The following is a 1,204-nucleotide window of genomic DNA, read 5'->3' on the forward strand; positions in this document are numbered from 1 at the left end:
TGTAATTTTTGTTTTCAAATAACTGATTTACAGAGACTTTTTCAAAAATACAAACACTTAAAATCTGTAGAATTGTGTAAAGTTCTTGTTTCAATTTTAGTTTTTTCTTCATGATGGCTACCAGTAAGTAAACACATACTGCTACCCATATTTGTGTATAAACAGCATTTAGACTTGTTCCAAAAAATTTCTTGATTCGCAAGTGTTGCTTTATCCACTTAAAAAATAATTCGATTTTCCATCTTTCCTTATAGAGATCCGCTATTATCTGAGCATCATAATGAAAATTGTTGGTCAAAAACACGATTGTTTTATCCCTTTCTTTATCATAGAACTTGATACGCCTAAGTTTTCAGGATAATTCTTTGATGAATAGAACCCTGTCAACTTTATGGTTTGGTCACATTTGAAGCCTTTTGATTTATCTACTTTCCTTGAGTATAAGCGCCGAAATTTAAAGTTGCGCTTTTCCCTGAGAACAAAATAGCATTGGTGTTCATGTATTTTATAAAGACTCTCAAAATCTAGATATGCCCTATCCATGATATAAAAAGCACTGGGTTCTAAAAGCAAATTGTCCAAGATATTAACATCATGCACTTTCCCATCTGTAATTTCTATAAAGGTTGGAATAGAACCTCGTAAATCTAATTGGGTATGCATCTTGACCGCCCCCTTTTCCTTTCTGAACTTTGCCCAAGGAAATAGGGATAAGCATAAATCTATGGTACTACTATCCAAAGCATAAGCAATCTCTTCTATATCGACCGAAAATGAATGTTCTTCTTTATAGAGCCGTCTTGCTTGCTGTATAAGAACTTGTGCAAATTCGGCATAAATTCTCCAGTCTCTTTTCGTATTTGCCTCAGATAAGGTCGAACGCTTTACCTTACTCTTTACACCCGAATGATAAAGCCGTGTTGGAATAGCATTCAAACAAGATACTATATCCCGTAAACTCTCCCAACCAGTCAACTGAGCAAATGCCATGACTATAAATTGTTCCCAACAGGTAAATGATTTTACACGATAATTGCCTTTATACTTGTCAACATATTTGTTGAATTCGTAGCGTGGAACAAAATCCAATAACTGCGATAAAATAGTCCTGCCTGTGTTCATTTTGCAAAACTCAACACTTTATCCAAAAAATGATTTCAAATCGAAAAGTATTTCAATGAACGCTAGACTACTGTTTATAATA

Annotated in this window: 1 pseudogene; it reads right to left on the bottom strand. The window is 33.9% G+C overall.

The window, feature by feature from the left end:
* Positions 1-1,122: pseudogene (locus GMC_RS18405) on the bottom strand (IS4 family transposase); the annotation flags it as partial.
* Between the last annotated feature and the right edge of the window lie 82 nt (positions 1,123-1,204).

The organism is Aquimarina agarivorans, from assembly GCF_000218485.1.
GTDB lineage: Bacteria > Bacteroidota > Bacteroidia > Flavobacteriales > Flavobacteriaceae > Aquimarina > Aquimarina agarivorans.